The organism is Cupriavidus sp. FW305-F7 (assembly GCF_058782875.1).
Window position 1 is genome coordinate 37,069 of the sequence record NZ_JBYSYC010000018.1, and the last position, 24,110, is coordinate 61,178.

Annotated in this window: 22 protein-coding genes; 13 read left to right on the forward strand and 9 right to left on the reverse strand. The window is 66.7% G+C overall.

Annotated elements, in window-relative coordinates; all coding sequences use genetic code 11:
- The first annotated feature begins 361 nt into the window (after nucleotides 1–361).
- On the forward strand, nucleotides 362–910 hold the full coding sequence (locus AC3WL8_RS18145) for a helix-turn-helix transcriptional regulator (RefSeq protein ID WP_228772400.1): 549 nt from the start codon (nucleotides 362–364) through the stop codon (nucleotides 908–910).
- A gap of 149 nt (nucleotides 911–1,059) precedes the next feature.
- Nucleotides 1,060–1,962 carry a LysR family transcriptional regulator gene (locus AC3WL8_RS18150; protein ID WP_013952991.1) on the forward strand — a complete coding sequence of 301 codons (903 nt, stop codon included), beginning with the start codon at nucleotides 1,060–1,062 and terminating at the stop codon, nucleotides 1,960–1,962.
- Here the strand turns inward: AC3WL8_RS18150 and AC3WL8_RS18155 are convergent.
- The 6 genes from AC3WL8_RS18155 to AC3WL8_RS18180 all read right to left on the reverse strand — a co-directional run bounded on the left by AC3WL8_RS18155 (nucleotide 1,959) and on the right by AC3WL8_RS18180 (nucleotide 9,899).
- On the reverse strand, nucleotides 1,959–3,491 hold the full coding sequence (locus AC3WL8_RS18155) for a class I adenylate-forming enzyme family protein (protein ID WP_013952990.1): 1,533 nt from the start codon (nucleotides 3,489–3,491) through the stop codon (nucleotides 1,959–1,961). The genes AC3WL8_RS18150 and AC3WL8_RS18155 overlap by 4 nt on opposite strands.
- 143 nt (nucleotides 3,492–3,634) lie before the next feature.
- Nucleotides 3,635–4,933, reverse strand: a complete 1,299-nt coding sequence (locus AC3WL8_RS18160; protein ID WP_013952989.1) for a CaiB/BaiF CoA transferase family protein — start codon at nucleotides 4,931–4,933, stop codon at nucleotides 3,635–3,637.
- Nucleotides 4,934–5,029: 96 nt separating this feature from the next.
- Entirely contained in the window at nucleotides 5,030–6,187 is a 1,158-nt protein-coding gene (locus AC3WL8_RS18165; RefSeq protein WP_153954016.1) for an acyl-CoA dehydrogenase family protein, read from the reverse strand.
- Between the two features lie 52 nt (nucleotides 6,188–6,239).
- A complete protein-coding gene (locus AC3WL8_RS18170) occupies nucleotides 6,240–7,226 on the reverse strand; it encodes a Bug family tripartite tricarboxylate transporter substrate binding protein (RefSeq protein ID WP_013952987.1) in 987 nt (328 codons plus the stop codon).
- A 118-nt stretch (nucleotides 7,227–7,344) separates the two neighbouring features.
- Nucleotides 7,345–8,553 (reverse strand): acetyl-CoA C-acetyltransferase, encoded by a 1,209-nt coding sequence (locus AC3WL8_RS18175; protein WP_013952986.1) that lies wholly within the window; start codon nucleotides 8,551–8,553, stop codon nucleotides 7,345–7,347.
- A gap of 41 nt (nucleotides 8,554–8,594) precedes the next feature.
- Nucleotides 8,595–9,899 (reverse strand): acetyl-CoA hydrolase/transferase family protein, encoded by a 1,305-nt coding sequence (locus tag AC3WL8_RS18180; protein ID WP_492378510.1) that lies wholly within the window; start codon nucleotides 9,897–9,899, stop codon nucleotides 8,595–8,597.
- 255 nt (nucleotides 9,900–10,154) lie between these two features.
- Here AC3WL8_RS18180 and AC3WL8_RS18185 point away from each other — a divergent pair, with 255 nt between their 5' ends.
- Nucleotides 10,155–11,321: an acyl-CoA dehydrogenase family protein gene (locus AC3WL8_RS18185; RefSeq protein WP_013952984.1), complete on the forward strand. Its 1,167-nt coding sequence runs from the start codon at nucleotides 10,155–10,157 to the stop codon at nucleotides 11,319–11,321.
- Between the two features lie 150 nt (nucleotides 11,322–11,471).
- Here AC3WL8_RS18185 and AC3WL8_RS18190 read toward each other — a convergent pair whose 3' ends face one another.
- Nucleotides 11,472–11,987: an Lrp/AsnC family transcriptional regulator gene (locus AC3WL8_RS18190; RefSeq protein ID WP_013952983.1), complete on the reverse strand. Its 516-nt coding sequence runs from the start codon at nucleotides 11,985–11,987 to the stop codon at nucleotides 11,472–11,474.
- A gap of 192 nt (nucleotides 11,988–12,179) precedes the next feature.
- Here AC3WL8_RS18190 and AC3WL8_RS18195 point away from each other — a divergent pair, with 192 nt between their 5' ends.
- Entirely contained in the window at nucleotides 12,180–13,196 is a 1,017-nt protein-coding gene (locus AC3WL8_RS18195; protein WP_013952982.1) for a 1-aminocyclopropane-1-carboxylate deaminase, read from the forward strand.
- Between the two features lie 42 nt (nucleotides 13,197–13,238).
- On the opposite strand, the gene paaX is transcribed toward AC3WL8_RS18195, so the two are convergent.
- Nucleotides 13,239–14,180, reverse strand: a complete 942-nt coding sequence (paaX, locus tag AC3WL8_RS18200; protein WP_492378511.1) for a phenylacetic acid degradation operon negative regulatory protein PaaX — start codon at nucleotides 14,178–14,180, stop codon at nucleotides 13,239–13,241.
- Between the two features lie 131 nt (nucleotides 14,181–14,311).
- Here paaX and paaA point away from each other — a divergent pair, with 131 nt between their 5' ends.
- The 9 genes from paaA to AC3WL8_RS18245 all read left to right on the forward strand — a co-directional run bounded on the left by paaA (nucleotide 14,312) and on the right by AC3WL8_RS18245 (nucleotide 23,394).
- Nucleotides 14,312–15,298, forward strand: coding sequence for a 1,2-phenylacetyl-CoA epoxidase subunit PaaA (gene paaA / locus AC3WL8_RS18205; RefSeq protein WP_013952980.1), 987 nt, complete (start codon nucleotides 14,312–14,314; stop codon nucleotides 15,296–15,298).
- Between the two features lie 54 nt (nucleotides 15,299–15,352).
- Nucleotides 15,353–15,634 carry a 1,2-phenylacetyl-CoA epoxidase subunit PaaB gene (paaB, locus tag AC3WL8_RS18210; protein ID WP_010809321.1) on the forward strand — a complete coding sequence of 94 codons (282 nt, stop codon included), beginning with the start codon at nucleotides 15,353–15,355 and terminating at the stop codon, nucleotides 15,632–15,634.
- 10 nt (nucleotides 15,635–15,644) lie between these two features.
- Nucleotides 15,645–16,400 (forward strand): 1,2-phenylacetyl-CoA epoxidase subunit PaaC, encoded by a 756-nt coding sequence (gene paaC, locus AC3WL8_RS18215; protein WP_492378512.1) that lies wholly within the window; start codon nucleotides 15,645–15,647, stop codon nucleotides 16,398–16,400.
- 5 nt (nucleotides 16,401–16,405) lie between these two features.
- Nucleotides 16,406–16,921, forward strand: a complete 516-nt coding sequence (gene paaD / locus AC3WL8_RS18220; protein WP_211981377.1) for a 1,2-phenylacetyl-CoA epoxidase subunit PaaD — start codon at nucleotides 16,406–16,408, stop codon at nucleotides 16,919–16,921.
- A gap of 19 nt (nucleotides 16,922–16,940) precedes the next feature.
- A complete protein-coding gene (gene paaE / locus AC3WL8_RS18225) occupies nucleotides 16,941–18,017 on the forward strand; it encodes a 1,2-phenylacetyl-CoA epoxidase subunit PaaE (RefSeq protein WP_492378513.1) in 1,077 nt (358 codons plus the stop codon).
- Between the two features lie 58 nt (nucleotides 18,018–18,075).
- On the forward strand, nucleotides 18,076–19,740 hold the full coding sequence (gene paaN, locus AC3WL8_RS18230; protein ID WP_492378514.1) for a phenylacetic acid degradation protein PaaN: 1,665 nt from the start codon (nucleotides 18,076–18,078) through the stop codon (nucleotides 19,738–19,740).
- 81 nt (nucleotides 19,741–19,821) lie between these two features.
- Nucleotides 19,822–21,171, forward strand: coding sequence for a phenylacetate--CoA ligase PaaK (gene paaK, locus AC3WL8_RS18235; RefSeq protein ID WP_153954021.1), 1,350 nt, complete (start codon nucleotides 19,822–19,824; stop codon nucleotides 21,169–21,171).
- A 253-nt stretch (nucleotides 21,172–21,424) separates the two neighbouring features.
- The gene (locus tag AC3WL8_RS18240) at nucleotides 21,425–21,733 is read left to right on the forward strand and encodes a DUF485 domain-containing protein (protein ID WP_153954022.1); all 309 of its coding nucleotides are present in this window, start codon (nucleotides 21,425–21,427) and stop codon (nucleotides 21,731–21,733) included.
- Entirely contained in the window at nucleotides 21,730–23,394 is a 1,665-nt protein-coding gene (locus AC3WL8_RS18245) for a cation acetate symporter (RefSeq protein WP_492378515.1), read from the forward strand. The genes AC3WL8_RS18240 and AC3WL8_RS18245 overlap by 4 nt, the downstream gene beginning before the upstream one ends.
- 47 nt (nucleotides 23,395–23,441) lie before the next feature.
- On the opposite strand, the gene AC3WL8_RS18250 is transcribed toward AC3WL8_RS18245, so the two are convergent.
- Nucleotides 23,442–24,110, reverse strand: coding sequence for a DUF2076 domain-containing protein (locus AC3WL8_RS18250; RefSeq protein WP_492378516.1), 669 nt, complete (start codon nucleotides 24,108–24,110; stop codon nucleotides 23,442–23,444).

The window sequence follows — 24,110 nt, forward strand, 5'->3', positions numbered from 1 at the left end:
GCGCCAAAGCCGCCCGAACTAGCCTAAGCAAGGTGTTCTCCCTCTCCCCTCATGGGGAGAGGGCCGGGGTGAGGGGTGGTTTAGCTGGGAACCACATCAAGCGGGGCCTTCGGTTTTATCCAGCACAACGCCCGTTGAAGGCCCAACCCTCTCCCGCAAGCGGGAGAGGGAGCAAACACCCCGGCAGTTCAAGTGTCCATCGTGCACCAACGGCCATGCGGCGGCGGTGAACGGTGCATTCGGAAATGGCAGAGGCGGGCAATCCAATTAGCGGCGATCATGCAGCCTGATCCTGTCCGCATCCCGAGCCACCATGCACGTCCATCTGCAGTCCCACATGCACGTCAGCCTGCAGCAGCTGTTGCTGGCCTTCCCGCTGTCGGTCTCTACGGCCCACGGCAGGCTGGTGCTCAGGCGCCGCGGCTATGAGCGTCTGCTGCTGCCGGGCCAGCAGCTCACCATCGAACCGTTTGAAACCTTTGCGCTGCACCTGGATGGCAGCAGCACTCAGCCGGCCGCGTGCACCCTCGAAATCCAGCGCATGATCCCTGCGGCGCAGCAGGAATGCCTGCACCACCGCATCTGCAAGCGAGTTTTCCTGCAACCGCATTACGCCTGGAATGCTGCGTTTATCGCGGAACGGCTGGGCATGTCCACGGCACAGCTACGCCGCCTGCTGTTTTCGCAGGGCACGGCGCTGACCGACCTGTGCCGCACGCAACGGCTGATGCGGTTGCTGTTCGAGGTCATGGCCGGTGATGCCGGCATTGGCGATGCCCGGCGGCGAGTCGGCTGGCCAGCCAGCAGTGATCTGGACTGCGCTTTCTACGATCGCTTCGGCTTATCGATGGAGGCTGCCAGGCGGTTGGCGGTGGTGCGCGCGGCGCAGCGGCAGCGCTCGGTCGCCTGACTAGTTCCCAAAAATCTACCTGACGTTCGCAAGCATCCGGGATCAGGTCCCCGATGCGAGGGTGCCGGCCCCTGCAAATTGCGCGCGCCAGAGTGTACTGAGCGCCGCGCTTTGCGAGATAATCCGGCCCTACGCTGCGGAATGATGTCATGCGCTTTGATCTGGTCGACCTGAAACTGTTCACGCATATTGCGGAGGCCCAGAGCCTGACCGGCGGTGCGCAACGCTCACACCTGTCGCTGGCCGCGGCCAGCACGCGCATCAAGAACCTCGAGGAACACGTCGGCGTCAAGCTGCTGAGCCGCAGCAGCCAGGGCGTGAAGGTGACCGGGGCGGGGGAGACCCTGCTCGCCCATGCGCGCCGCGTGCTGCGCCAGCTGGAGCAGCTGAGCGGCGATCTGCAGGAATACGCGGCGGGCGTGAAAGGCCATGTGCGCGTGTTCGCCAACACCACCGCAATGAGCGAGTTCCTGCCGGCGGTGCTGCGCACTTATCTCGTCAGCCATCCGGACGTGACCATCGACATGCACGAGCGCCTGAGCCCGGATATCGTGCGCGCGGTGCAGGAGGGTATGGTGGACATCGGCATCATTGCCGGCAACGTGCGCACGGAAGGGCTGGAGGTGATGCCTTACCGGCGCGACCGCCTGGTGCTGGCCACCGCGCTGAGCCATCCGCTGGCCGAGCGCGGCAGCGTGGATTTCATCGATACGCTGGACTATGACTTCATCGGTCTGCCCGAGGCCAGCGCGATCCACAATTTCCTGATGCGGGCCGCGGCCGACCTGCAGCGCACGCTGCGCTGGCGCGTGCAGGTCAGCAACTTCGAGACCGCGTGCCGGATGATCGAGGCCAATGTCGGCGTCGGCGTGTTGCCGGAGACTACCGCCAGCCGCCATGCGAAGACGATGGCGCTGCGCATCGTCCAGCTCAACGATGAATGGGCCGAGCGCAAGCTGCAGGTATGCGTGGCCGACCTCGGCGCCTTGCCGCTGTTTGCGCGCAAGCTGGTGGACCTGCTGGTCGAGGACGGCCTGGGGCGCCAGGACTAGGGCTTGTCCGCCAGCATCTGCCGAAGCTGGTGCTTCAGTAGCTTACCGCTGGCCGTGGTGGGGATCGAGGCCACGCGCAGGATCCGCTCCGGGCGCTTGTACGGCGACAGGCGGTCGACCAGGTAGTCGTGCAGGGCCTGCGCGTCGAATTTCTCGCCATCCCTGATCTCGACGAAGGCGATCACTTCCTCGTTGCCGTCCACGGTGGGATGTCCGATGACGGCCGACACGCGCACGGACGGATGCGTGTTGATGACCGATTCGACTTCGATCGGGTAGACATTGAAGCCCGAGCGGATGATCAGGTCCTTGGTGCGGCCGACGATGAACAGCGCGCCGTCGGGGTCCAGCCGGCCGATGTCGCCGGTGTTGAGCCAGCCGTCGGGCCGCAGGGCCTCGGCGCTCAGGTCCGGTGCGCGGTAGTAGCCGCGCATCACGCCGGGCCCCCTGATCCATAGCTCGCCGGGTTCCCCCTGCGGTATCGGCTTGCCCTCCGGCCCAACCACCCGCAGTTCTGCGCCTTCGACGATCTCGCCCGCCGAGCAGTCGGTGCGCGGCCGGTCCATGCGGGTCACAAACAGCGACCCCGCATATTCGGTCATGCCGTAGCCATGGTGCAGCGGCTGGCCGAACATCGCCTCGACGTCGTGCTTGAGCGTCGGATCAAGCGGCCCGCCGCCGGTGTAGAGATAGCGCAGCCGCGGCGAAGGCTGCAGGGGCGCTCCCGTTGCCCGCACATGGGCGAGGATGCGGTTGAACATCGTCGGCACGCCCTGCAGCAGCGTGATCGCACCCTGCCGGATCGCAGCGGTGACGTCCGCGGCATTGAAGCGCGCGCTCAGGTACAGGCTGGCGCCGGCCTGCAGGGTCGAGACCAGCAGCGTCCCCAAGCCGAAGATATGCGACATGGGCATGACTGCATAGGCGCAGTCGTCTGCCTGCATGCGGCGCGACGCCACCGTGACCCGCGCAAAGTGCAGCAGGCCCCGGTGGGTGACCATCACCCCCTTGGGCTGTCCGGTGGTGCCTGAGGTGTAGATCAACGCGGCGACGTCACGCGCCAGCGCTTCAGGCTCGCGCTCGCCGGCCTCGTCGACAGCGCCTGCCATCAGCGGGCCGAGGCCGGCCGGGGCAATCTCCCTGGCCCGGTAGCGCACGCCGTGCCGCAGGGCATCGGGCGACACCGCGTGGGTGAACAGCATCAGGCGCGGCTGGCAGTGGGCGCGGATCACCTCGATTTCCCGCTCCGACAGGCGGGCGTTGACGACGACCGGCCACGCGCCCAGTTCTGACAAGGCGAACACCAGCGTGATCACTGCCAGGCAGTTCTCGGCCGTGATCAGCACCCGATCGCCGGTGCCGACGCCCTGCGCTTGCAGGTAGCGCTGCGCATCCTCGATGCCCGCCCACAGCTGCGCATAGGTGGTGGTCCGACCTTCCTCGAAGACGGCCACATGGCCGGGGGTCTCGGCGGCCCAGTGGCGTGGGATGTCGCTGATCCGTGGTGGGGTGTCTCGGTCCGGTGGCATCTCGCGGGAATCCTTGTGCTGGAAAAACCGTTCGGCAAGGCGGCGTGCCAGCCGAACGGCGCCAGTGTATGTGTGCCCGTTGCACGGTGCAATCGGTAATCGGCAAAGGCGGATTTCTTGCCTGCCGAAAGCCGCCTGGCCGCTTACACCACGCGCCTGGCGCGCAGTGCTTCCAGCTGCTGCGGGCTCAGCTTCAGGTACTCGCGCAGCACCTCGTCGGTGTGCTGGCCCAGGGCGGGCGGGGCATAGCGCAGCGTCGGGGGCGTCTCCGACAGGCGCAGCGGGCTGGCCGCGGTGACCACCTGGTTCACGGACTCGCCTGCGGGCGGCTGGGCTCCCGGATAGCGCTCTTGCTCGACGCGCAGGCCACGGTGCTGCACATGTGGGTCGGCGTGGGCCTGGGCGATGTTGTTGATGGGGCCGCAAGGCACGGAATTGGCTTCCAGCAGCGTGACCCATTCCGCCGTTGACCGGGTGCGCGTGAGCTCCATCATCATTGCGATCAGCGTCTTGCGGTTGTTGACGCGGCCGGTGTTGGTGGCATAGCGTTCGTCGCGCGCCCAGTCCACGCCCGCGGCGTCGCAGAAGCGTGCGAACTGCCCGTCGTTGCCGATGGCCAGCAGCATATTGCCGTCGGCGGTCGGGAAGTCCTGGTAGGGCACCACGCTGGGGTGGATATTGCCCTGGCGCCGGGGCACGTCGCCGGCGTTCAGGAAGCCCGCGCCCTGGTTGGCCAGCACTGCCATCGCCACATCCAGCAGGGCGATGTCGATATGCTGGCCGCGGCCGGTGAAATGGCGTGCTTCCAGCGCGCTCAGGATCGCGGTGGTGGCATACATGCCGGTGAACAGGTCGATCACGGCCACGCCCACCTTCATCGGGCCGCCGCCGGGCTCGCCGTCGGCGTGGCCGGTGATGCTCATCAGGCCGCTCATGGCCTGGATCAGCAGATCGTAGCCGGGCCGCGCCGCGTAGGGACCGGTGTGGCCAAACCCCGTGACCGAGCAATAGATCAGGCGCGGGTTGAGCGCGCTCAGGCTGTCATAGTCCAGCCCGTAGCGCTTGAGGCCGCCGGTCTTGAAGTTCTCCACTACCACATCGCTCTGCCGGGCCAGTTCGCGGATCAGCTCCTGCCCCTCCGGCGTGGCCATGTCCACCGTGACCGAGCGCTTGTTGCGGTTGGCGGCGGTGAAATAGCAAGCCTGCCGGGTCGGCGCGCCGGCCTCGTCAGCGAGGAACGGGGGCCCCCAGTGGCGCGTATCGTCGCCTTCGCCGGGTTTCTCGATCTTGATCACGTCGGCGCCCATGTCCGCCAGGTTCTGGGTGGACCACGGCCCGGCCAGCACGCGCGAGAGGTCAAGCACCCGCAGGTGGCTCAGGGCGCCGGTGCGGGGGGAGGGGGGAGGAAGGCCAGTGGCCGGCGTAGCGGTGGAATCTGTCATGTCAGGTCAGGCGGTCTCAAGGCAGGCTGCCTATCCTGGGGGCGGGCAGCGTTGCGCGTGGGCTTGGGTCAGGCGTCCTGGAACGGGGCGCGGTTCTTACGCGCCGCGGGCTTCACGGATCATGTTGCGCGCAATGATGACCTGCTGGATCTGCGTGGTGCCCTCATACAGGCGGAACAGGCGCACATCGCGGTAGAAGCGCTCGATGCCGAACTCGGAAATATAGCCGGAACCGCCAAGGATCTGCACCGCGCGGTCCGCCACGCGGCCCACCATCTCGGTGGCGAACATCTTGCAGCACGAGGCCTCGGTGGAGACGTTCTTGCCTTCGTCGCGGCGGCGCGCGGCGTCGATCACCATACATTCGGCGGCATAAAGCTCGGCCTGGCTGTCCGCCAGCATGGCCTGGATCAGCTGGAACTCGCAGATCGGCTGGCCGAACTGCTGGCGCTCCAGTGCGTAGTTCAGCGCGTCGCGCAGCACGCGCCTGGCCACCCCGACGCTGACCGCCGCAATGTGCAGCCGGCCCTTGTCGAGCACCTTCATCGCCGTCTTGAAGCCCTGGCCTTCCTTCAGGCCGATCAGGTTGGCCGCCGGTACGCGCACGTTGTCGAAGATCACGTCACAGGTGTGCGCGCCTTTCTGCCCCATCTTCACGTCGCGCTTGCCGAAGCTGATGCCCGGTGTCTTGGCATCGACGATAAATGCAGAGACGCCGGCCGAGCCCTTGATTTCAGGGCTGGTACGCGCCATCAGCGTGAACATTCCGGCCTGCGGCGCATTGGTGATAAAGCGCTTGGTGCCGTTGACCACGTAGTGGTCGCCATCCCTGACCGCGGTGGTGCGCAGCGAACCGGCGTCCGAGCCGGCTTCCGGTTCGGTCAGGGCAAAGGAGGCCAGGATCTCGCCGGTGGCCAGGCGGGGCAGCCACGCGGCCTGCTGCTCCGGCGTGCCGTCCATCAGGATGCCCTGCGAGCCGATGCCCACGGTGGTGCCCAGCAGCGAGCGGAAGGCCGGCGAGGTCTGACACAGCTCCATGACCACGCGCACCTCCTCTTCCATGGTCAGCTCCAGGCCGCCAAAACGCTCGGGGATGGTCATGCCGAACAGGCCCATCTCGCGCATGTCCTGCACGATGTCCTGCGGGATTTCGTCGGTCTCGGCGACCAGCGCCTCGGCGGGAACCAGGCGTTCGCGCACAAAGCGGCGCACGCTGTCGAGCAGGGCTTCGAGGATGTCGTTATCGCGGATCATGTCAGTTCTTCCTGGATGTCGGGTCGGTGTCGGTTCGAGGGTGGCGGGGCCATCAGTCCAGCGTCACGCCCTTGAGCACGCTGGCCCACTGCGTGCGCTCGCGCGCGGCGGTGTTCACGACGTCCTGCGTGGTGCCGCTCCACTGTTCGTAGCCCAGTTCGGCATAGCGCTTCCTGAGCTCCGCGTCTTCCACGGCCTGCCGCACTGCCGCGGCCAGCTTCTGGGTCTGCTCGGGGGTTACGCCCTTGGGGGCGTAGATGGCGTACCAGCCGCCGGCTTCATAGTCCTTGAGGCCGGCAATCCCGGATTCGCGGAAGGTGGGCACGCCGGGCAGCGATGCGCTGCGCTTGGGCGAGCCCACGGCGATGGGCTTGACCTTGCCGCTCTGCACATAGCCGCTGGCGGTGCTGATGATGTCGAACATCACGTCGATCTGGCCGCCGATGGTGTCGGTCATGGCCGGGGCATTGCCCTTGTAGGGAATATGGTTCAGCTCGACCTGTGCCTGCCGGGCGAACAAGGCCATGGCGACGTGGTTGGAGCTGCCCACGCCCGAAGAGCCGTAGCTGAGCTTGCCAGGATGCGCCTTGGCGTAGGCAACCAGGTCCTGGGTGCCCTTGAACGGCTCTTTGACGTTGGCCACCAGCATGTTGTAGTAGCGCGCCACCGGTGCCACCGGGGCGAGGTCCTTCGCCGGGTCGTACGGCAGGCTCTTCATGATGTTGGGCGCGACCGTCAGCGCCGCGCTGGCGGCGAACCACAGCGTGGCGCCATCGGGCTTGGCGCGGACCACTTCATAGCCGGCCAGCGTGGCATTGGCGCCGGGCTTGTTGTCGACGATGACGTTGGCGTTGAGCGCCTTGCCCAACGCCACCGCAAACAGGCGCGCGGCCTGGTCGGCAGGGCCGCCGGCCGCGTAGCCGACCACGAGGCGCACCGGCTGGCCGTTGGGCTGCGCCGAGGCAGGGGGAGTGGCCAGAGTTGCGCCGCACAGGGCCAGGGCGGCCAGCATGGCGTGACGGCGTGAGATGGAAATCAAGATACTTCTCCTACGTAAAGCAAAGAGCCGATGGCAAAAGCCGAAAAGCAAAAGGCAAAAGGCGGGCGCAGCCCCCGCCGTCGCGCACGGGGGCTGTACGGCGAATGCAGTGGGTTTCTCAGTAGCGTTCGAAGACCGCGGCAATACCCTGGCCGCCGCCGATGCACATGGTTTCCAGGCCATAGCGGCCGCCGCGGCGCTGCAGTTCGTGCAGCAGCGTGGCCAGGATGCGCACGCCGGTGGCGCCGATCGGATGGCCAAGCGAGATGCCCGAGCCGTTCACGTTGAGCTTCTGCTCGATCGCGTCCTGGTCATGCCATTCCCAGCCCTTGAGCACGGCCAGCACCTGGCAGGCGAAGGCTTCGTTCAGCTCGACCAGGTCCATCCGGTCCAGCGTCAGGTTCAGGCGCGCCAGCAGCTTCTTCACCGCGGGCACCGGGCCGATGCCCATGTGCGAGGGCTCGCAGCCAGCCGCCGCCCAGCCCACCAGCGAGGCCATGGGGGTGAGGCCCAATTCGGCCAGCTTGTCTTCGGCCACGATCAGGCACGCGGCCGAGGCGTCGTTCTGCTGGCTGGCGTTGCCGGCGGTGACGGTACCGTTCGGCATCAGCGTGCGCAGCTTGCCCAGGCTTTCACGCGTGGTTTCCGGGCGGAAACCTTCGTCGCGCGCGAACCGCACCGGATCGCCCTTGCGCTGGGGCACCTGCACGGGGACGACCTCGGCATCGAAGCGGCCGGCCTCCCAGGCTGCCGCGGCGCGTGCGTGGCTGCGGGCGGCGAAGACATCGGCCGCTTCGCGGCTGATGCCGTAGTCGCGCGCCAGGTTCTCGGCCGTCTCGATCATCCCGGAGATCTTGCCGAAGCGCTCGACCGGCTGGGAGCGTTCACGGCCGCGGTCGAGGCGGTCGAAGAAGCGCACATTGCCCGAGCGCGCGCCCCAGCGCATGTCGGTGGTGTAGTACTCGATATTGCTCATGCTCTCGACGCCGCCCGCGATCACCACGTCGGCGGCGCCGCTTTGCACCATCATCGAGGCCGTGACGATGGCCTGCAGGCCGCCGCCGCAGCGGCGGTCCAGCTGCATGCCCGGCACTTCGACCGGCAGGCCGGCCTGCAGCGCGGCCCAGCGGCCGACGCAGGGCACTTCGCTGTTGGCGTAGGACTGGGCAAAGACCACGTCATCGATACGCGCGGGATCGATGCCGCTGCGTTCCACCACGGCGCGCACGGCGGTGGCGGCCAGCTCCTCCACGGGCACCGGGCGCAGGCTGCCGCCGAAGGTGCCGACGGGCGTGCGGAGGGGAGTGACGATTGCAGCTCTGCGCATGGAAGTCTCCTTGGAACTCTGTGTTGGGGTGAGCAAATAAGTCAGTCGGTCAGCGTGTGCCCGGGAAGGGCCACGAAGGCCGCGCCACACTGGCGCAGCATGGCGTGGGCCTGGTGCTCCAGGTCCTCGCGGTGTTCGGGGGCGGCAATGTCCAGCATGCGGCGCACGCGCTGCGACAGCGTCTGGCCGCGCAGGTCGGCCACGCCGTGCTCGGTGACGATCAGGCCCGCATCCGAGCGGGGCGTGCTGACCGGGCCGGACAACTGCGCCACGATGCGGCTCGCGCCCTTGGCGGTCGCCGGCAGCGCGACGATGGGCAGGCCGCCGCGGCTGCGCGCGGCGCCGCGCAGGAAGTCCACGGCACCGCCGACGGCGCCGACATAGACGCCGGCGGCGACTTCGGCGTTCACCTGGCCGGTGAGGTCGACCTCGATGGCGGAGTTGATGGCGGTCAGCTTGTCGACGCTGGCCAGCACCTCGGGGTGATGGGTATAGGCGGTCTCGCGCAGCTGCAATTGCGGATTGCGGTGCGCCCAGCGCCGCAGCCGTTCGCTGCCCATCAGGATGCCGGCAATGCCCACGCCCGTATCGATGCTCTTGCGTGCGTTGGTCAGCACCCCAGCTTCGGCCAGTGCCGCAATGCCGTCGCCGATCGCGCCACTGTGCAGCCCCAGGTCGCGGTGGCCATGCAGCGCAGCCACCACGGCCTCAGGGAGGTTGCCGATGCCCATCTGCAGGGTGGCGCCATCCTCCACCCAGCCGGCGATGTGGCGTGCAATCGCCTGTTCGGCCGGCCCGGGCGCGCTGCGGTCAAGGCTGATGGGCGGGTGCAGCGCTTCGACCTGCAGGTCGATATCGTCCGCGGTCAGGTAGCGGCTGCCGTGGGTCCACGGCACCTCCGGGTTCACCTCGGCGATGATGACGCGGGCGCGGTCGAGCGCCGCGGGGAGGTATTCATGCACCGCCCCCAGGCTGTGGCGCCCCTGCTCGTCGGCGGGCGAGACCTGCACCAGCACCACGTCCGCCCGAAGCGTGCCCTGGCGGATCAGCCCGGGCAGGTGCGAATAGTGGCTGGGCACGATGTCCAGCACGCCGGCCCTGGCCAGTTGCCGGTGCGGACCGCTGGCGGCGTAGCCGAAGAAGTCGAGCACGTCGGCCTGGGCCGGCTGCAGGGTGTCTGACTGCCCGATGCCGACAAAGACACTGAGCCGTCCGCCCTGGGCGATGGCGTGGCGGTGTTCCACCAGCGCGCGCGTCAGCGTCAGCGGCTCGGCGGTGGCCTGCCCCCACCAGATATGGTCTCCGGGGCGGATCAGGGCTTTCAGGCGGGAGGCGAGGGTGTGCATGTCCACGGGGCAGCGGTCAGTCGGCGCATGCGCCAGATAGCCCGGAGCATGTCTCCAAAGCGGGGTTTGCGCTATTTGACAATGCCAATGGCGGACTTTGGCGAAAGCGAAAGGCCTTGACCGTCGCCGGGACTTAACCCCGGTGGAAGGCGCGCTTTCGGAAAGGCTGATTGTCCAACTGGCCGAACGCCGCGACTATTGCGGCTATCACAAGGAGGCGGCCGTCCGCCACAGACCGAACGCAAGCCAAGCGCCATGATCGAACAGACCCAATCGAACAACTTCCAAGAAATCCGCGACGCCATCCGCGCGCTTTGCGCGGAGTTTCCCGATGAGTACTTCCGCAAGGTGGACGAGCAGCGCGCCTATCCCGAGGCCTTTGTCAATGCGCTGACCGCGGCGGGCTGGCTGGCGGCGCTGATTCCGCAGGAATACGGTGGTTCCGGCCTGGGCCTGACCGAAGCCTCGGTCATCATGGAAGAGATCAACCGCTGCGGCGGCAACTCCGGCGCCTGCCACGGGCAGATGTACAACATGGGCACGCTGCTGCGGCACGGCTCCAAGGCACAGAAGGACAAGTACCTGCCGAAGATTGCCTCGGGGGAATGGCGCCTGCAGTCCATGGGCGTGACCGAGCCCACCACCGGCACGGACACCACCAAGATCAAGACCTCGGCGGTCAAGAAAGACGGACGCTACGTCATCAACGGCCAGAAAGTCTGGATCAGCCGCGTCCAGCACAGCGACTTCATGATCCTGCTGGCGCGCACCACGCCGCTGGCCGAGGTGAAGAAGAAGAGCGAAGGGATGTCGATCTTCATGGTGGACCTGCACGAGGCGCAGAAGAAGGGCCTGACCGTGCGCCCCATCCCCAATATGGTCAACCACGAGACCAATGAACTGTTCTTCGAGGACTTGGAAATCCCCGAGGAAAACCTGATCGGTGAAGAGGGCAAGGGCTTCAAGTACATCCTCGATGGCCTGAACGCCGAGCGCACGCTGATCGCGGCCGAGTGCATCGGCGACGGCTATTGGTTCATCGACCGCGTCACCAAGTACGTCAAGGAACGCGAGGTCTTCGGCCGCCCCATCGGCCAGAACCAGGGCGTCCAGTTCCCGATTGCCGAGTCCTTTATCGAACTGGAAGCGGCGAACCTGATGCGCTGGAAAGCCTGCGAACTGTTTGACAAGCACGAGCCCATGGGGGCCCAGGCCAACATGGCCAAGTACCTGGCGGCCAAGGCCAGCTGGGAGGCCGGCAACGCCTGCCTGCAGTTCCACGGCGGCTTTGGCTTTGCCTGCGAATACGACGTGGAGCGCAAGTTCCGGGAAACGCGGCTGTACCAGGTGGCACCGATCTCCACCAACCTGATCTACTCCTTCGTCGCCGAACACGTCCTGGGCCTGCCGCGCTCATTCTGAGCGATGGACTGCGCGCCAGCCCCAACATTCAAGGGGCTGGCCGGATGGAACCCCGGCAGCAACGGCGCCGGGGGGTTCTGCTTCGCCCCAGGCCCCCGAATTTCCCCCTGTCTCCTCTCTTCGTCCGCGCAGCCGGATCCAGCCCGATCCTCAAATCGGAAACTGCGTCGTCGACAGCACCTGCTTGAGCACCATGAACGAGCGAATCTGCCGCACGCCCGGCAGATAGAGCAACTGCTCCGCGTGGAGGCGGTTGAAGCTCTCGCTGTCCTTCGTCCTGAGCATCATGATGTAGTCGAACTCGCCGGTGACTTCATGGCATTCCATGCAGCCTGACACCTTCTGCGCCGCTTTCTCAAAGGCGGCGAACGACTCGGGCGTGGACCTGTCCAGCACGACCCCGATGATGACCAGCATCCCCGCGTCCAGGGGAGCCGGGTTCAGCAGCGCCACGACGCCGCGGATCAGGCCATCCGCCTTCAGGCGTTCCACGCGGCGCAGGCATGCGGGCGGGCTGAGGCTGACCTTGGCCGCCAGGGCCAGGTTGGAGATGGATGCATCGCGCTGCAAGGCGCGGAGGATGGCCTTGTCCGTGCGATCCAGCACCGGCGCGGGCTGCGGGGAGGTCTCGGATTTCGTACGAAATTTTATTCTGGATGTGGCCATTTCTACGGAATAAAGAGAATTTTCTGGTGCTTCCGGCCTTTTTATCGTGCAAGAACTCGCAGATCTTTGCAAGCACCTTTCGTCCCAGCGTTCTTATGATGATTCCAGATGCGGCGTCGCGCAGCTTCCGTGCGAATGCCGGGCTTTGCGGCTGCCGGGCGCCCGCATGCCAACCACAACCTGGAGCCAGTCATGAACCTGAAGCAATTTCCGCGTCATTCCCTGACCTTCGGCCCGACGCCGATCCATCCGCTATCGCGGCTGAGCGAAAGCCTGGGTGGCAAGGTCGAGCTCTATGCCAAGCGCGAGGACTGCAACAGCGGCCTTGCCTTTGGCGGCAACAAGACGCGCAAGCTCGAATACGTCATTCCCGACGTCCTGGCGCAGGGCGCCGATACGCTGGTCTCGATCGGCGGGATCCAGTCGAACCACACGCGCCAGGTTGCCGCCATCGCGGCCCACCTGGGGCTGAAGTGCGTGCTGGTGCAGGAGAACTGGGTCAACTACTCAGACGCGGTCTATGACCGCGTGGGCAACATCCAGATGTCGCGCATCATGGGGGCCGACGTGCGCCTGGTCAGCGAAGGGTTTGACATCGGCATTCGCCCAAGCTGGGAAGATGCCATGGAGAGCGTGCGCAAGGCGGGCGGCAAGCCCTACCCGATTCCGGCAGGCTGCTCGGAGCACCCGCTCGGCGGTCTCGGCTACGTAGGGTTCGCCGAGGAAGTCCGGGAGCAGGAAGCCGAGCTCGGCTTCAGCTTCGACTACATCGTCGTCTGCTCGGTCACCGGCAGCACCCAGGCGGGCATGGTGGTGGGATTCGCTGCCGACGGCCGTGCGGACCGGGTCATCGGCATCGATGCATCGGCCAGGCCGGAACCGACGCGCGCGCAGATCCTGCGCATCGCACGCCATACCGCGGAGCTGGTCGGCCTCGGCCGCGACATCACTGAAGCGGACGTGGTGCTGGACACCCGCTATGGCGGACCCGAATACGGCCTGCCTTCGGCGGGCACCCTGGAAGCCATCCGCCTCAGCGCCAGGCTGGAAGGCATGATGACCGACCCGGTCTATGAGGGCAAGTCCATGCAGGGCATGATCGACATGGTCCGTCGCGGCGAGTTTCCGCAAGGATCGAAAGTCCTCTTTGCTCACCTGGGCGGGGTGCCGGCGCTGAACGCCTACAGCTTCCTCTTCAAGGACGGGTGATTCCGTGCACAGTCTCGCAGCCGGGATTCCCCCGATGCCCGGCTAATTGCCGCCGGCCGCCTGCGCGCCGGCCCCAAAGCGCAGGCGCAGGCTCCGGTTGGCATCCTGCAGCGAACCGTCCGCCGCTTCCACCACGCGGTGCAGGTAGTCTTCGCTGGCGTCGAGCAACGCCCCATACAGGGTGTGGCACAAGCCGCGCGCGGTGCGGCCGGCCCAGTCTTGCGGCAGCATCGCTTCAGGCAGGTTGGGGTCGCGCAGCAGCACGCGCCGGTATTCGTGCACCAGCAGCGTCCGCACGAAGAAGGCATCGGCCGGAGCAAGCCCGGCGGCCTCTTCGGCCAGCGGCGTAAAGCGGCGCAGCAGCGCCTGCCAGGCAGCGGCCACGTCGCCGAGCTTGAAGGTCTGGTGCATCAGCGCCTGCAGCGGCCGGATGGAAAACGCCTCGAGGCTGCTTGCCTCCATCACCGCCACATCGTCCTGCGCGCGCGCGGCCTGGATGATTTCGCGCAGCGAGGCGAGGTCCGCATTGGGGTGGGCCATCACCCCTGGCGCAATGGCGCCGAAGCCCTCCCACAGCAATTCCCGCTTCAGCTTCTGCCGGACCGTGGCGCGTACGTCACCGCGCACCATCACCAGGGTCCAGCGGCCGTCCCATTCGGATGCCTCACCGGCGTAGATGCGCTTGCCGGCGTGCAGTACACGCTGCAAACCGGCGTCTGACAGCCCGTAGTAGCTGCGCCGCCCGATCCTGGTAGCGGCCAGCCAGTCGTCGGCGGTAAGGCGGAAGGTGGCGGTTCGCACCAGCCGGTCATTGATGCCAAACGGCGCCGCCAGCCGGATCAGGCTGCCCAGCCAGATGGCCTGGGGCCGCGGCGCCACCACATCGCCGAACAAGGTCACCAGCATGGAATTGGCGCCCAGCTTCAGCCCGCGTGCCAGCCGCGCCACGCGCGGAGAAACCGGATCGGTGCCTGACGTCGCCATTGGCCTGCCCCTTTAAGTGATACACAAACGCCGATTGATTGAATCAAATTGTATCACTACCATCCGTTGCAACTGACGATGTTGATGCAGGTCAAGACCCCGATTCAGAGCAACCAAGAGCGGAGCAAAGGATGTACGCACAGCTGGTGGAGACAGGAGCGACGAGGCTTCGCGCCATGGAAGAAATGGAGCCGCAGGAACGCGAGTTCCAGGCGCGCGTGGATGCCGGGATCAAGATCGAGGCCAAGGACTGGATGCCCGAGGCCTATCGCAAGACCCTGGTCCGCCAGATCTCACAGCATGCGCATTCGGAAATCGTGGGCCAGCTGCCGGAAGGCAACTGGGTCACCCGCGCGCCGACGCTAGAGCGCAAGGCAGTCTTGCTGGCCAAGATCCAGGATGAGGCCGGCCATGGCCTGTATCTCTACAGCGCGGCCGAGACGCTGGGCGTGTCGCGCGACCAGATGCTGGGCGACCTGCACACCGGCAAGGCCAAGTATTCCAGCATCTTCAACTACCCGACGCTGAGCTGGGCCGATATCGGCATGATCGGCTGGCTGGTCGACGGCTCGGCCATCATCAACCAGGTGCCGCTGTGCCGCTGCTCGTTCGGCCCGTATGCGCGCGCCATGGTGCGCGTGTGCAAGGAAGAGTCGTTCCACCAGCGCCAGGGCTACGACATCCTGCTGTCGTTGTGCAACGGCACGCCCGAGCAGAAGCAGATGGCGCAGGACGCGCTGAACCGCTGGTGGTGGCCGGCGTTGATGATGTTCGGCCCGTCCGACGGCGATTCGCCCAACAGCGCGCAATCCATGCAATGGCGCATCAAGCTGTTCTCCAACGACGAGCTGCGCCAGAAGATGGTCGACCAGACCGTGCCGCAGGCCGAGTACCTGGGTTTGGTCATTCCCGATCCCGAGCTGAAGTGGAACGAGGAGCGCGGCCACTATGACTTCGGCGAGATCGACTGGTCCGAGTTCTACAACGTCATCCAGGGCAACGGCCCGTGCAACCGCGACCGCCTGCGCACCCGCGTCAAGGCCTGGGAAGAGGGCGCGTGGTTCCGCGATGCCCTGGTGACCCACGCCGACAAGCAGGCGCAGCGGGCCGCCGCCTGACACCGCGGCGCGCGGCGCCGCCACCCATCCAACGCAATGACACAGGAGGTTGCCATGAAAGAGTGGCCGCTTTGGGAGATCTTTATCCGCAGCCAGCACGGCCTGGCCCACAAGCACGTGGGCAGCCTGCACGCGCCGGACGGCGAAATGGCGATCAACAACGCGCGCGACGTCTACACGCGCCGCAACGAAGGCGTCAGCGTCTGGGTGGTGAAGGCCGGCGACGTGGTCGCCAGCAGCCCCGGCGACAAGGGCCCGCTGTTCGAGCCGGCCAACAGCAAGGTCTACCGCCACCCGACGTTCTTCCCGATGCCGGAAGCCGTCAAGCACATCTGATACGGCCCGCATGATGGACAACCACAAGCTCGAATACCTGCTGCGCCTCGGCGATTCCACGCTGGTCCTCGGCCAGCGCCTGTCGGAATGGTGCGGCCGCGGCCCGGCGCTGGAAGAGGACATCGCGCTGACCAATGTCGCGCTCGACCTGACCGGCCAGACCCGGCTGTGGCTGGGCTACGCCGCGGAAGTGGAGGGCGCCGGCCGCACCGCCGACCAGCTGGCCTACCTGCGCGACGCGCACCAGTTCCGCAACCTGCTGCTGGCGGAGCAGCCTAACGGCAGCTATGCCGATACGCTGGCGCGGCAGTTCCTGTTCGACACCTGGCACTACTTCCTGCTCGACGGGCTGCAGCGCTCGACCGATGCTCGCATCGCGGAGATTGCCGCCAAGTCGCTCAAGGAAGTGACCTATCACGTGCGCCGCAGCGCCGACCTGGTGGTGCGCCTGGGCGACGGCAGCGAAGAGAGCCACCGCCGCATGCAGGATGCCTTCGACGACCTGTGGATGTTCAGCGGTGAGCTGTTCGAGTCCGACGCGGGCGACGCCGCGCTGGTGCAGGACGGCGTGGTGCCCGACCCCGCATCACTGGCCGAACCGTGGCAGCGCCACGTGGCCGCAGTGCTGGAAGAAGCCACGCTGCAATTGCCTGCCGGGACGTGGTCGCAGAGCGGCGGCCGCCACGGCCGCCATACCGAACACCTCGGCTACCTGCTGGCCGAAATGCAATTCCTGCAGCGCGCCTATCCGGGCGCCAGCTGGTGAACGCCATGACTGCGCAAGCCATCGCACGCCCGGCCATCGGGCAGGTCTGGACCTGGCTCGATACGGTGCCCGATCCCGAGATCCCGGTGATCTCGGTGGTGGATCTCGGCATCGTGCGCGACGTGGCATGGGAGGACGACGCCTGCGTCGTCACCATCACCCCGACGTACTCCGGCTGCCCGGCCATGACCGTGATCCGGGAGGAAATCGAGCGCACGCTGGCCGCGCAGGGCATCGCCAGCGTGCGCGTGCGGACGCAGCTGGCGCCGGCCTGGACCACCGACTGGATGACGCCGCGCGGCAAGGCCAGCCTGGGCGGCTACGGCATTGCGCCGCCGGCCCAGCAGGTGATCGACATCAGCGGCATCAGCCGCAAGGTGGCGCCTGCGCTGGTGGTGGCCTGCCCGCACTGCGGCTCGCGGCACACGCGGCTGGTCAGCCAGTTCGGCTCGACCGCCTGCAAGGCCCTGTACCGCTGCGGCGACTGCAAGGAACCGTTCGATTACTTCAAGGCGCACTGAACCTGACCGGGGTAGTGAGATGAGCAAATTCCATGAACTGACCGTGGCCTCGGTCACCCGCGAAACCCGCGATGCCGTGGCCGTGACCTTTGCCGTGCCGGATGAACTGGCCGACACCTACCGCTACATCCAGGGCCAGCACCTGACGCTGCGCACCGGCATCGGCGGCGAGGACGTGCGCCGCTCGTACTCGATCTGCTCGGCGGTGCAGGACGCGCAGCTGCGCGTGGCGATCAAGCGCGTCGACGGCGGCCTGTTCTCGAACTGGGCCAACGAACAGCTGCAGCCCGGCATGAAGCTGGAGGTGATGCCGCCATCCGGCCACTTCCACGTGCCGCTGTCTGCCGCGCAAGCGAGGCACTACGTGGCATTTGCCGCCGGCAGCGGCATCACGCCGATGCTGTCGATCATCAAGACCACGCTACAGGCCGAGCCGGAAAGCCGCTTCACGCTGTTCTACGGCAACCGCGCCTCGTCTTCCGTGTTGTTCAAGGAAGAGCTGGAAGACCTGAAGGACACCTACCTGCAGCGCTTCAACCTGGTGTTCGTGCTAAGCCGCGAGCAGCTGGATATCGACCTCTTCAACGGCCGCATCGACGGCGAGAAGGTCAATGCCTTGCTCAAGCACTGGGTCAAGCCGCAGGACATCGACATCGCCTTTATCTGCGGCCCGCATTCGATGATGGAGGAGGTGTCGCAGGCGCTGCTCGACAACGGCGTGGACAAGGCCCGCATCAAGCGCGAGCTGTTTGCCACCAGCATCCCCTCGGCACGCCCGGCCGCGCATGCGCACAAGCAGGTGGGTCAGCAGCAGTGCGAGGTGACGGTGATCCAGGACGGCCGCACGCGTTCCTTCACGCTGGAGAAGAACAAGGAGACGGTGCTGGATGCCGCGCTGGCGCAAGGCATCGAGCTGCCTTACTCATGCAAGAGCGGGGTCTGCTCGACCTGCCGCTGCAAGCGCATCGAAGGCGAGGTCGACATGGACGTCAACTTTGCGCTGGAGGACTACGAAGTCGCGCGCGGCTTCATCCTCAGCTGCCAGAGCTACGCCGTCAGCGACAAGCTGGTGATCGACTTCGACCAGGAAACCTGAGGCGTTTCCTGCTGCCGTCCCGACCCATACACAAATCATTCTGCCCCCGGAGCAAGCCGTGTCCCATCTGTTTTTTGAACGCCACCAGGCGCTGCTGGAACAAGCCACCCAAGCCATTGCCGAGCGCGGCTACTGGAGCCCGTTCACCGAAATGCCGAGCCCCAGGGTCTACGGCGAAACCGCCAACGCCGACGGCAAGGCTGCGTTTGAGGCCCGCCTGAACCGCCCGTTCGCGCTGTCGCAGCCGGGCACCGTCGGCCAGGCGGGCAAGGAAGTCTCGCCCTACGGCGCGGAACTGGGCATCACCTATCCGAAGCCCGACCTCGACCAGCTCTTTGCCGGCGTGGCCGAAGGCATGCCCGCCTGGCGCAAGGCCGGGCCGGAAGCCTGGGTCGGCGTGTCGCTGGAAATCCTGCAGCGCCTGAACCGCCGCAGCTTCGAGATTGCCTACGCAGTGATGCACACCACCGGCCAGGCCTTCATGATGGCCTTCCAGGCCGGCGGCCCGCACGCGCAGGACCGCGGACTGGAAGCCGTTGCCTACGCCTGGGACGAGATGCGCCGCATCCCGAAGCAGGCGATCTGGGAGAAGCCGCAGGGCAAGACCGAGCCGCTGCGCATGGAGAAGCGCTACAGCGTGGTGCCGCGCGGCGTGGGCCTGGTGATCGGCTGCTGCACCTTCCCGACCTGGAACGGCTATCCCGGCCTGTTCGCCAGCCTGGCGACCGGCAACGCGGTGGTGGTCAAGCCGCACCCGGGCGCGATCCTGCCGCTGGCGATCACCGTCGAGGTGGCGCGCGAGGTGCTGCAGGAAGCCGGCTTCGACCCCAACCTGGTCACGCTGGTGGCCAACGACCCGACCGAGCGCATGGCGTCCACGCTAGCGCTGCGCCCGGAAGTGCGCCTGATCGACTTCACCGGCAGCAGCGCCAATGGCGACTGGCTGGAGCGCAATGCGCACCAGGCCCAGGTCTATACCGAGAAGGCCGGCGTCAACCAGATCGTGATCGACTCCACCGGCGACTTCAAGGGCATGGTGCGCAATATCGCGTTCTCGCTGGCGCTGTACTCGGGCCAGATGTGCACGGCACCGCAGAACATCTATGTGCCGACGGACGGCATCGACACGCCGGAAGGGCACCTCAGCTTCGACCAGGTAGCCGCGGCGATCGGGGAGGGCGTGGTCAGGCTCACCAGCGATGCGGCCAAGGCGGTGGAGTTGCTGGGCGCGATCCAGAACGACGGGGTGGTGCAGCGCATCGAATCGTCGCGCGCATTGGGCGAGATCGTCGCCGACAGCCGCGTGCTGGAGCACCCGGAGTTTCCCGGCGCGCGCATCCGCACGCCGCTGGTGCTCAAGGTGGACGCCAGCGACGAGGGCAAGATCATGCAGGAGCTGTTCGGCCCGATCTCCTTCATCGTCGCCACCGACAACACCGCGCACAGCATCGCGCTGGCGCACCGCGGCGCGAAGGAACATGGCGCACTGACGTTGTCGGCCTATACCACCGATGCCGGCGTGAATGAGGCCATCCGCGATGCCGCCGAGGACGCGGGCGTGGCCCTGTCGCTGAACCTGACCGGGGGCGTGTTCGTCAACCAGTCGGCCGCGTTCAGCGACTTCCATGCCACCGGCGCCAACCCGGCAGCCAATGCCTCGCTGTCGGATGCGGCCTTCGTCGCCAACCGCTTCCGCGTGGTGCAGAGCCGTTCCCATATCTGATGTACTAGCTAGCAGTCGCAGTACCCGGCGCCGGCCCCCAAATACGTATGCGGCGCGATCATAACGATGATGGAGTAGACAATGGTTCAACGCATCCCCAACCCCAACGAGCTGGAGCCGATCGAGCGCGCCAGCCGCGACGAACTGCAGGCGCTGCAGCTGGAACGGCTGAAATGGAGCGTGCGCCATGCCTACGACAACGTGCCGCATTACCGCAAGGCCTTCCATGCGGCCGGGGTGCATCCGGACGACCTGCAGTCGCTGTCAGACCTGTCGAAGTTTCCATTCCTGACCAAGCAGGACCTGCGCGACAACTATCCCTTCGGCATGTTCGCTGTGCCGCGCGAGAAGGTGGCGCGCGTGCATGCGTCGAGCGGCACCACGGGCAAGCCGACCGTGGTCGGCTATACCGCGAAGGATATCGATACCTGGGCCAGCGTGGTGGCGCGCTCCATCCGCGCCGCCGGCGGCCGCGCCGGCGACCTGGTCCATGTCAGCTATGGCTATGGCCTGTTCACGGGCGGCCTGGGTGCCCACTATGGCGCCGAGAAGGCCGGCTGCACGGTGATCCCCATGTCCGGCGGGCAGACCGAGAAACAGGTGCAGCTGATCCGCGAGTTCCAGCCCAACATCATCATGGTGACGCCGTCGTACATGCTGAACCTGATCGAGGAGATGGAGCGCCAGGGCATGGATCCGTCGGAGAGCTCGCTCAAGGTCGGCATCTTCGGCGCCGAGCCGTGGACGGATGCGATGCGCGCCGAGATCGAGGCCCGCGCCGGTATCGACGCGGTGGACATCTACGGACTGTCTGAAGTCATGGGGCCGGGTGTCGCATGCGAATGCATCGAGAGCAAGGACGGCCCGGTGATCTGGGAAGACCACTTCTACGCCGAGATCATCGATCCGGTGACCGGCGAGGTGCTGCCGGATGGCGAAGAGGGCGAACTGGTGTTCACCTCGCTCACCAAGGAAGCGCTGCCGGTGATCCGCTACCGCACGCGCGACCTGACGCGCCTGCTGCCGCCCACCTCGCGTTCGATGCGCCGCATCGGCAAGATCACCGGCCGCTCGGACGACATGCTGATCATCCGCGGCGTCAATGTGTTCCCGTCGCAGATCGAGGAGCTGATCCTGAAGACGCCGGCCCTGGCGCCTCAGTACCAGCTGGTGGTGACCCGCGACGGCCACCTGGACAAGCTGGAAGTTCGGGTCGAAGCGCGGCCCGGACCTTCGGCAGCCCTCTGTGCCGACGCCCGCGCGACGCTGGAGCGTGAGCTGAAGGACCAGATCAAGACCTACGTGGGCGTGACCACGCGCGTGCAGGTGGTGGATGCGGACGGCATCGAGCGCACCACGGTCGGCAAGGCACGGCGGGTGCTCGATATGCGGCCGAAGGTGACGCACGAGCAGCCGGTCGGGGCGATCTGAAGCACTGTTCTCTACCAACACCCGTGGCAAACGTTCCCCCCTCCCGCCTGCGGGAGAGGGGTGGGGGAGAGGGCAGGAGTATCCACGGAGTGTGGCGGCAACGTGCTTGCCACACGCCTGCCCTCTCCCCCGGCCCCTCTCCCGCGCGCGGGAGAGGGGAGCAAACCGCCGGCAGATTCATCCCCGCAGCAATTCATCCACCGATGGCGCCCACCCAGAGGCGCCGCGCCCCCCTGCGCCAAAGGAGACCACCATGGACGCGAGACAACTGGAAACCATCCAGAACCACCCCGATTTCATCCGGCTGACCAACGGGCGGACCCGCCTGGGCTGGTCGCTGACGCTGGTCATGCTGGCGATCTACTTCGGCTTTATCCTGCTGCTGGCGTTCTCGCCGACCACGCTCGGCACACCGCTGGGCGCGGGTGTGATGACCGTCGGCATTCCCCTCGGCGTCGCGGTGATCGTCTCGGCCGTGCTGCTGACCGGGATCTACGTGTACCGGGCCAACCGCGACCTGGACCCGCTCAACGAACGCGTGCGCAAGGAGTGCCAGGCATGAAGCCCGCCAACCGTTACCTGTGCGCGGCCCTGCTCGGGCTTGCCAGCATGGCCGCCTCGGCGGCACCCGCAATCCAGGGCGATGCCGCGCCGCGGCCGCTGAACTGGAGCGCCATCGTGATGTTCATGCTGTTCGTGCTGTTCACGCTCGGCATTACCCGCTGGGCGGCGCGCCGCACGCGCTCGGCATCCGACTTCTATGCCGCCGGGGGTGGGCTGAGCGGCTTCCAGAACGGACTGGCAATTGCCGGCGACATGGTTTCCGCGGCCTCTTTCCTCGGCATCTCCGCGATGATGTTCGACAAGGGCTATGACGGCCTGATCTACGCGCTGGGCGTGGTGGCCGGCTGGCCGATCATCCTGTTCATCGTCGCCGAGCGGCTGCGCAACCTCGGCCGCTATACCTTCGCCGACGTGGTGTCATACCGGCTGGCGCAGAAGCCGGTGCGGATCACCGCCGCCTGCGGCACGCTGACGGTGGTGATCATGTACCTGGTGGCGCAGATGGTCGGCGCCGGCAAGCTGATCGAGCTGCTGTTCGGCACCAGCTATGAGTCCGCCGTGGTGATCGTCGGCCTGCTGATGGTGCTGTATGTGATGTTCGGCGGCATGCTGGCCACCACCTGGGTGCAGATCATCAAGGCCGCGCTGCTGCTTGGCGGCGTGACCTTCATGGCCGTGATGGTGCTGGCGTACTTCGGTTTCAGCCCGGAAGCCATGTTCGCCGGCGCGGCGAAGGTGCATGACAAGGGGCTGGCGATCCTGTCGCCGGGCGGGTTGGTGTCCAATCCCGTCGATGCGATCTCGCTGGGGGTAGGGATGATGTTCGGCACCGCGGGCCTGCCGCACATCCTGATGCGCTTCTTCACCGTGGCCGACGCCCGCGAGGCGCGCAAGTCCGTGCTCTATGCCACCGGCTTCATCGGCTACTTCTACGTGCTGATCCTGGTGGTGGGCTTCGGTGCGATCGTGATGGTGGGCGCGGACCCGGCCTACCGCGACGCCGCCGGCAAGATCATCGGCGGCAGCAATATGGTGGCGGTGCACCTGTCGCATGCGATCGGCGGCGATCTTTTCCTCGGCTTTATCTCGGCGGTGGCGTTCGCGACCATCCTGGCGGTGGTGGCGGGCCTGGCCCTGTCGGGCGCTTCGGCGGTCTCGCACGACCTGTACGCCAACGTGTTCCGCCGCGGGCAGGCCAACGAGAAGGACGAGATCCGGGTGTCCAAGGCGGCCACCCTGGTGATCGGCGTGCTGGCCATGGTGCTCGGCGTGATGTTCGAGAAGCAGAACATCGCCTTCCTGTCCGGCCTGGTGCTGGCGATCGCGGCCTCCGTCAACTTCCCGGTGCTGTTCCTGTCGATGTTCTGGAAAGGCCTGACCACTCGCGGCGCCGTGACCGGCAGCATGGCCGGCCTGGTGTCGGCGGTGGCGCTGCTGGTGCTGGGCCCGACGGTCTGGGTAGGCATCCTGCATCATGACAAGGCGATCTTCCCGTATGCCAACCCGGCGCTGTTCTCGATGACGCTGGCCTTCGCCAGCGCCTGGCTGGCGTCGGTGCTGGACCGCTCCACCCAGGCCAGCACCGAGCGCCAGCGATATGGTGCGCAGTTCGTGCGTGCGATGACCGGGATTGGCGCTGCCGGGGCGAGTCAGCATTGATCCTGGGGGGCAGGGCAGCCGCGTGCCACGCGGGCAGCGCGATGGCGCTAGATCACGGTCGAATCGTCGTCCAGGAAACCGTCGTCACTCAGGCCTGCATCGAGATTGCCACTATCCGATCCCCCATCGCGCGCAGCGACCGATGTCTGGTCATCGTTCCCGTAGTAGTTGTTGACGACGTTCGTTTCCGTTCCTGGCGTGTTCATGCCGGACGGCTCCAGGAACGCGTTCTTGCTGCTGTGGCCGAACAGGTTCTCGATACCCTGGAACAGGAAGGCACCGCCGGCCACGCCGGCAGCCGTGGTTGCGATGCTGCCCAGCGTGCCGCCGAGCCCGCCGCTCAGGAAGCCCGGCCGGGGCGGCTGCGCCGGGGGGATCTGCAACGCGGGTGACACTGACTGAGCGGGCGCAGGCACGGGCGTCGCGGCAGCAGGATTCGCACTGGCGCCCCACGCAATCTGCTGATCGATGAAGCTGCGGGAGCCGTTGGCCTGCGCAGCCTGCAACTGGTCCTGCAATGCAGCGATCTGCGCCTTTGCCATCGACAAGGCATGATCGAGCAGCATGGCCCGCTGGACCAGCAAATAGGCGGCGTCCGGCTGTATCGCGACCGCTTGGGCGATGAGCGCCTGCGCCTGCGGGTCCTTCGCGCCGGCGCGGGCCTGGGTCAATTGAGTCAGGAAGACTTCGAGTGCTTGCGAATCTTGGAGGGTCAT

Bases quoted from the DNA above. Each gene is read 5' to 3' on its own strand.
- AC3WL8_RS18150 (WP_013952991.1), top strand. From the start codon at position 1,060: ATGCGCTTTGATCTGGTCGACCTGAAACTGTTCACGCATATTGCGGAG.
- AC3WL8_RS18155 (WP_013952990.1), bottom strand. From the start codon at position 3,491: ATGCCACCGGACCGAGACACCCCACCACGGATCAGCGACATCCCACGC.
- AC3WL8_RS18160 (WP_013952989.1), bottom strand. From the start codon at position 4,933: ATGACAGATTCCACCGCTACGCCGGCCACTGGCCTTCCTCCCCCCTCC.
- AC3WL8_RS18165 (WP_153954016.1), bottom strand. From the start codon at position 6,187: ATGATCCGCGATAACGACATCCTCGAAGCCCTGCTCGACAGCGTGCGC.
- AC3WL8_RS18175 (WP_013952986.1), bottom strand. From the start codon at position 8,553: ATGCGCAGAGCTGCAATCGTCACTCCCCTCCGCACGCCCGTCGGCACC.
- AC3WL8_RS18180 (WP_492378510.1), bottom strand. From the start codon at position 9,899: ATGCACACCCTCGCCTCCCGCCTGAAAGCCCTGATCCGCCCCGGAGAC.
- AC3WL8_RS18185 (WP_013952984.1), top strand. From the start codon at position 10,155: ATGATCGAACAGACCCAATCGAACAACTTCCAAGAAATCCGCGACGCC.
- AC3WL8_RS18190 (WP_013952983.1), bottom strand. From the start codon at position 11,987: ATGGCCACATCCAGAATAAAATTTCGTACGAAATCCGAGACCTCCCCG.
- AC3WL8_RS18195 (WP_013952982.1), top strand. From the start codon at position 12,180: ATGAACCTGAAGCAATTTCCGCGTCATTCCCTGACCTTCGGCCCGACG.
- paaX (WP_492378511.1), bottom strand. From the start codon at position 14,180: ATGGCGACGTCAGGCACCGATCCGGTTTCTCCGCGCGTGGCGCGGCTG.
- paaA (WP_013952980.1), top strand. From the start codon at position 14,312: ATGTACGCACAGCTGGTGGAGACAGGAGCGACGAGGCTTCGCGCCATG.
- paaB (WP_010809321.1), top strand. From the start codon at position 15,353: ATGAAAGAGTGGCCGCTTTGGGAGATCTTTATCCGCAGCCAGCACGGC.
- paaC (WP_492378512.1), top strand. From the start codon at position 15,645: ATGATGGACAACCACAAGCTCGAATACCTGCTGCGCCTCGGCGATTCC.
- paaD (WP_211981377.1), top strand. From the start codon at position 16,406: ATGACTGCGCAAGCCATCGCACGCCCGGCCATCGGGCAGGTCTGGACC.
- paaE (WP_492378513.1), top strand. From the start codon at position 16,941: ATGAGCAAATTCCATGAACTGACCGTGGCCTCGGTCACCCGCGAAACC.
- paaK (WP_153954021.1), top strand. From the start codon at position 19,822: ATGGTTCAACGCATCCCCAACCCCAACGAGCTGGAGCCGATCGAGCGC.
- AC3WL8_RS18240 (WP_153954022.1), top strand. From the start codon at position 21,425: ATGGACGCGAGACAACTGGAAACCATCCAGAACCACCCCGATTTCATC.
- AC3WL8_RS18245 (WP_492378515.1), top strand. From the start codon at position 21,730: ATGAAGCCCGCCAACCGTTACCTGTGCGCGGCCCTGCTCGGGCTTGCC.
- AC3WL8_RS18250 (WP_492378516.1), bottom strand. From the start codon at position 24,110: ATGACCCTCCAAGATTCGCAAGCACTCGAAGTCTTCCTGACTCAATTG.